Origin of the sequence: Carnobacterium sp., from assembly GCF_032094055.1 — a bacterium.
Classification (GTDB): domain Bacteria; phylum Bacillota; class Bacilli; order Lactobacillales; family Carnobacteriaceae; genus Carnobacterium_A.
The window spans coordinates 1539-6748 of sequence record NZ_DAMDAK010000049.1; the positions used below are offsets into that span (position 1 = coordinate 1539).

4 protein-coding genes and 1 pseudogene are annotated in these 5210 nt (G+C 36.8%); 2 read left to right on the forward strand and 3 right to left on the reverse strand.

What is annotated here, in order from left to right; all coding sequences use genetic code 11:
* Positions 1–299: pseudogene (locus tag RT405_RS08495) on the forward strand (heavy metal translocating P-type ATPase); the annotation flags it as partial.
* 70 nt (positions 300–369) lie between these two features.
* Here the strand turns inward: RT405_RS08495 and RT405_RS08500 are convergent.
* Positions 370–1722: an aspartate kinase gene (locus tag RT405_RS08500; RefSeq protein WP_313469087.1), complete on the reverse strand. Its 1353-nt coding sequence runs from the start codon at positions 1720–1722 to the stop codon at positions 370–372.
* Between the two features lie 271 nt (positions 1723–1993).
* Between RT405_RS08500 and RT405_RS08505 the strand changes: the two genes are divergently transcribed.
* Positions 1994–2359, forward strand: a complete 366-nt coding sequence (locus tag RT405_RS08505; RefSeq protein ID WP_313469088.1) for a DUF4828 domain-containing protein — start codon at positions 1994–1996, stop codon at positions 2357–2359.
* Positions 2360–2479: 120 nt separating this feature from the next.
* Here RT405_RS08505 and RT405_RS08510 read toward each other — a convergent pair whose 3' ends face one another.
* Positions 2480–4156 carry a peptide ABC transporter substrate-binding protein gene (locus RT405_RS08510; protein ID WP_313469089.1) on the reverse strand — a complete coding sequence of 559 codons (1677 nt, stop codon included), beginning with the start codon at positions 4154–4156 and terminating at the stop codon, positions 2480–2482.
* Between the two features lie 310 nt (positions 4157–4466).
* A partial coding sequence (locus RT405_RS08515; protein WP_313469090.1) for an NCS2 family permease occupies positions 4467–5210 on the reverse strand: 744 nt, incomplete at its 5' end.

The window sequence follows — 5210 nt, forward strand, 5'->3', positions numbered from 1 at the left end:
CAGGTACAGATATTGCAATCGATGTGGCAGATGTTGTTTTGATGAAAAATGAACTTGCGCAGTTATCTTACAGTCACCAACTGTCTAACCGCTTAAAAAAAATTACGTTGCAAAATATTATTTTTGCTATTAGCGTCATCATCCTTTTGATTTTCAGCAACCTTTTCCAAGTTATCAATTTACCTTTAGGTGTTGTCGGTCATGAAGGAAGTACTATTTTAGTTATTCTCAATGGCTTAAGGCTGCTTCGAAGCCCGTCAGTTTCAAATGATTCAACTACAAAAAATCTTGATACGTAACATTATTTCTGTAAATAAAAAAAGTATCTCTAACAAGTCCGTTGCCAGAGATACTTTTTTGTTCATTTGATTATTTCTCAAAAAAAGCTTGATATAAAGCTTGGATGGCTAAATCTTCTTGTTCGGCTCCGATCCCAAACATTACACTGACTTCTGAAGCACCTTGATTGATCATGTCAATATTGATTTTGCTTTCAGCGAAAGCTGTGGCTGCTTTAGACATGGTACCGATTTTTTGCCGCATCCCTTCGCCAACGATCATAATCAGAGCTATATCATGTTCAATCACGACACTATCCGCCTGCAGCTCGTTTTTCAAACGATTTAGCAAATGCGCTTCGCCTTCTTCGGTTAACTGATGGTCTCTTAAAATAATCGTTAGATCGTCAATCCCAGAAGGCATATGTTCATAGCTGACTTCTTGATCTTCTAATATTTCTAAAACACGACGTCCAAATCCCACTTCGCGGTTCATCAAATATTTTTCAATATAAATACTGCAAAAGCCGTTAGAACTAGCAATGCCTACAACCCCTTGATCAGCTGAATGGCGTTCTTTTAAAATACTCGTTCCAGGAGCTGCTGGGTTGTTTGTATTCTTAATCTGCACAGGAATGCCTTGTTTAAAAGCAGGATGCAAAGCTTCATCGTGTAATACAGTAAAACCTGCATAAGAGAGTTCTCGCATTTCGCGGTAAGTTAGTTCTTTAATACTCTTAGGGTTTTCCACTACGTTAGGATTCGCGGCGTAAATTGCATCAACATCTGTAAAGTTTTCATATAACGCAGCTTGGGTACCATTTGCTAAAATAGCTCCTGTAATATCGGATCCACCTCGAGAAAATGTACAGACTTCTCCGGTCTTGGTATATCCGAAAAACCCTGGAAAAACGATAACCTCTTCAATTTGACGCAATTGGTATAAGTTATCATAGGATTCTGATAACACGCGCGCATTTCCAGGCTCATCTGTTACCAATAATCCAGCTTCTTGTGGATTGATGTAACGAGCTGGCAGGCCTTCTTGATTGAAGTAAGCTGCAACTAATTTCGCATTGTCGTTTTCCCCACTGGCTTTAAACGCATCTAAATAGTAAGCTGGTTTTTGTTTATTGCCGGCAACTAAAGCAAGCAGATCCGTTTGAATCTCTTTGATGATATCTTCGCCCAAGTTTACTTCTTCAGCTATGCTGATATAACGGGCCATAATACGTTGCAGAAATCCTTGATACTCTTCATTATTTAAAACGGCTGTGCCTAACGAAATTAAGAGGTCCGTTACTTTATCATCCTCAGATGAACGCTTTCCAGGAGCTGAAACAACCACAACTTTTCGAGCTGGATCCTCTTTAATGATTTGAAGTACTTTTTTTAACTGGCTTCCTGAAGCAAGAGAGCTTCCGCCAAATTTCACCACGTTCATCTTGTTCACTTCCTTTTTCAGGTTAACTGCTTTTATGAAAATAAGCAAGTTTTTCATAAAAATCTATTTTTTTTAACTGCTGCTTCTCTGTTGAAATTTTTCTTTAATAAAGACAGTAACCAAATCAACTTCATTCTGTCATCAAAATGCAACTTTAGTCTGTATATATCTATTTAGAATAGCGGTATAATAAAAATAAGGCTTACAGATTTTATATTTATTTTTATCCATATGATTAATATATACATAAATTTAAAAGGAGACAGCTATAATGCAACGAAAAGTTATTCTGAAAATCTTCATTTTCTTTACTATTTTTGGCAAATTATGTATCTCGTTCAAAAACAGCAGAAAAAAAACAAGTAAACGAAACCCTTTAGACTTTTTTATGGGCAGTTGGGATGTTCTTGATCCCGACCCTTTGATTCCAATGTCTATCTATTTTGATGAAAACCAACAGATCTACTTAAATGATCAATTAATGAATGGCAATTTAGTCTCTATCAAAGAAAACGAACTCATTTTTAAAGATCATTTCGGCTACGAATTAATTGTAACGAAGTTATCTACTGACTCTTTAAATTTATTCGATGAAGCAGATGAAAAGAATTACCGGCTTATCAAGCAAACCGATTGATCCATTCTTTTATTTTTTAGATGCCTGAGCTTAAAAGTCCGACAGAAATAAGAAACCCATTATTCTAAGCAAAAGTTGCTTAAGATAATGGGTCTTCCTTTTTAATGCTTAAAATCTACCTTAGTGGGCTTCAATATACGCATTTTTATACGTGTATTTGGCTCCTACTTGATGATTATAAATTTCTTTAACATACGGTTTTTGCAAGGTAGCAGCTGCTCTTTGGAAAAGTGGAGCTACACCTGCTTCATCTAATAGAATTTTTTCTGCATCCAGCAGATTTTGCCAACGAGCATCAACATCTGTTGCATTTTCGCCTTTAGATAAGTTTACTAGTTTATCAAACTCTTCATTTTTATACCCAGAACGGTTATACGGACTGTCAGCCATCAGCAAATCAATAAAGTTAACTGGATCAGCAAAGTCTGCTCCCCAACCGCCTAAAGCAAAGTCATAGTCTTGTTTTGTTTGTAATTCTAAACGAACTTTAAATGGCACATTCTTAGCTTTTATCGTTACGCCTGGTAAGTTGGTTTCAATCTGGTCTTTCATATAAGCAGCAATCTTTTTGTTGGATTCATCATCGTCACCAAGCAATTCTAACTCAAGACTGTCGACACCTAGTTCAGCTTTTGCTTTCTCCCAATAATCAGCAGCTGCTTCTTTATCGTAAGCTAGGTAATCACCAGATTCTTCACGGAAGTCTTCGCCGGTTGTCGGATTTGCAGCTAAATCAGCAGGAACTAATCCTCCTAATTCTTGAGAACCGTTTGCCAAGATTTCATTGACCAACAATTCATGGTCATAAGAAACAGCAAGGGCTTTACGCAAGTTTTCATTAGCTAAGTCGGTTTTCTTACCGCCGCGTTCTTGGTTGAACTGCAAGTAAGAAGATCTTGCTTCCGTTTCGACGACGTAATCTTCATTTCCTTGGAATTGTTTAGCAAATTCTCCCGTTAAATTCACACGATCTAATTGTCCTGAATCATATAGATTCAATGCTGTAGAAGTTTCTTTAATCACTTCTACATTGATTTCATCGAGGATCACATTTTCAACATCCCAGTAATCTTCGTTCTTTTCATATGTCCAGTTTAAATTCGTACCATCCCAATTACTAAAAGTAAAAGGTCCGTTGAAAATCATGGTGTCTGCAGAAGTACCATACCGATCGCCTTGTTCTTCTACAAATTCTTGGTTTTGTGGAAAGAATGTTGGAAAAGCCATTAATGAAATAAAGTACGGAACAGGTTTTTCCATGGTAACTTTAAATTCATAGTCGCTTACAGCTTCCACTCCAAGTGTATCCGGCTCAGCTTCGCCTTCCATGATAGCTGCAGCATTTTTGATTCCATCAAATAAGTAAGCATAAGAAGCAGCTGTATCTGGGTCTACCACTCGTTGCCATGCATAGACAAAATCTTTTGCCGTTACCGGGTCGCCATTAGACCATTTGGCATCTTCATGTAATTTGAATGTGTATTCTAATCCATCTTCACTGACTGTTGCTTCTTCAGATGCAAGAGCTGGAATAGGCTGGCTGTCTTTATCCAAGCGATAAAGACCTTCATTGACTTGGTTAAAAACTGTAAAGCTGACTGTATCAGTTGCCAACGCTGTGTCCCCAGTTGGCAATTCCGCAATTTCAACTAAATTTAATACTTGTTCATCTGCTAATTTTTTATCTTTCGTGTCTTTTGAACTTGATGCTGCATCTGTTTCTCCATTATTGCCGCAAGCTGTTAATAAACCAGCTGCCAACAAAACTGCACTTGAGTACCACCATTTCTTTTTCATCTCTTTCAATCCCCTTTTCCCCTGTTTTCGTTTTAAATGAGAATTTCGTTCCACTAAAATGAGAACTTCTTAATAATATACACATAATTTTGACATAAAGCAACCTATTTTAGCTTTTTCTTCATTATTCAATCTAAAAATTTGACATATATCCTATAAAAAGTAGCACAAGAACCTAGAAAAGATGAAAATGATCAAAATAGAGAAAAAAAAGGTGGAGACAATAACGTCCCACCCTTTTTGTATCTTTAAATGTTTACGCTAAAACCTATTCTAAAAAAACAGTCTCAATGCCTCTCATACTTTATTTTTAAAGAACGGCGATTGCGATCATGGTTAATAAAAACAAAAACGAAACGACATACATTTCTTTTTTCACTGTTTTCAACTCACCTTTTGCCAGCTTAAAAATGGGATAAGCGACAAAACCAAACGCTAAACCATCAACGATGCTGGAGGTTAAAGGAATCATTACGACTATCAGGAAGGCCGGCAGCCATTCGCTGAAATCTTCGAATGGGATATGTTGCAGACTTTCCATCATAATCGCACCAGTAATAACGATAACAGGAGCTAAAGCTGCATTAGGAATATAAGCTAATAAAGGAGTAAAGATGAGTGATAAGAAAAACAAACTTCCAGCAACTACTGCTGTTAAACCCGTCTTTCCTCCTTCTTTAATCCCTGAAGCACTTTCCGCAGCAGTTACCGTTGGGCTTGTTCCAAATAAACTGGACATGAGTGTCATCACGCCGCTAACGCGAAAAGCATTTTTAAAGCGGCTCTTATCTTCCAACAAACCTTCTATTAACCCAATGGATTCAAAGATCAGAATCATGGTTAATGAAAAGACAGCTAAAACAAAAGGAACACTAAACAAAGTAGAAAAATCAAAAGAACCAATCAAAGTGGTATATTCCGTTACATTTTTCAATGAAAAGGAAGAAGCTCCAGGTGAATGAACGCCTAAAATCAACGACAAAATTGTTACCACCACGATACCAATAAAAAAACTACCTCGTACTTTTCGAATATATAAAATACCCGATAAAAC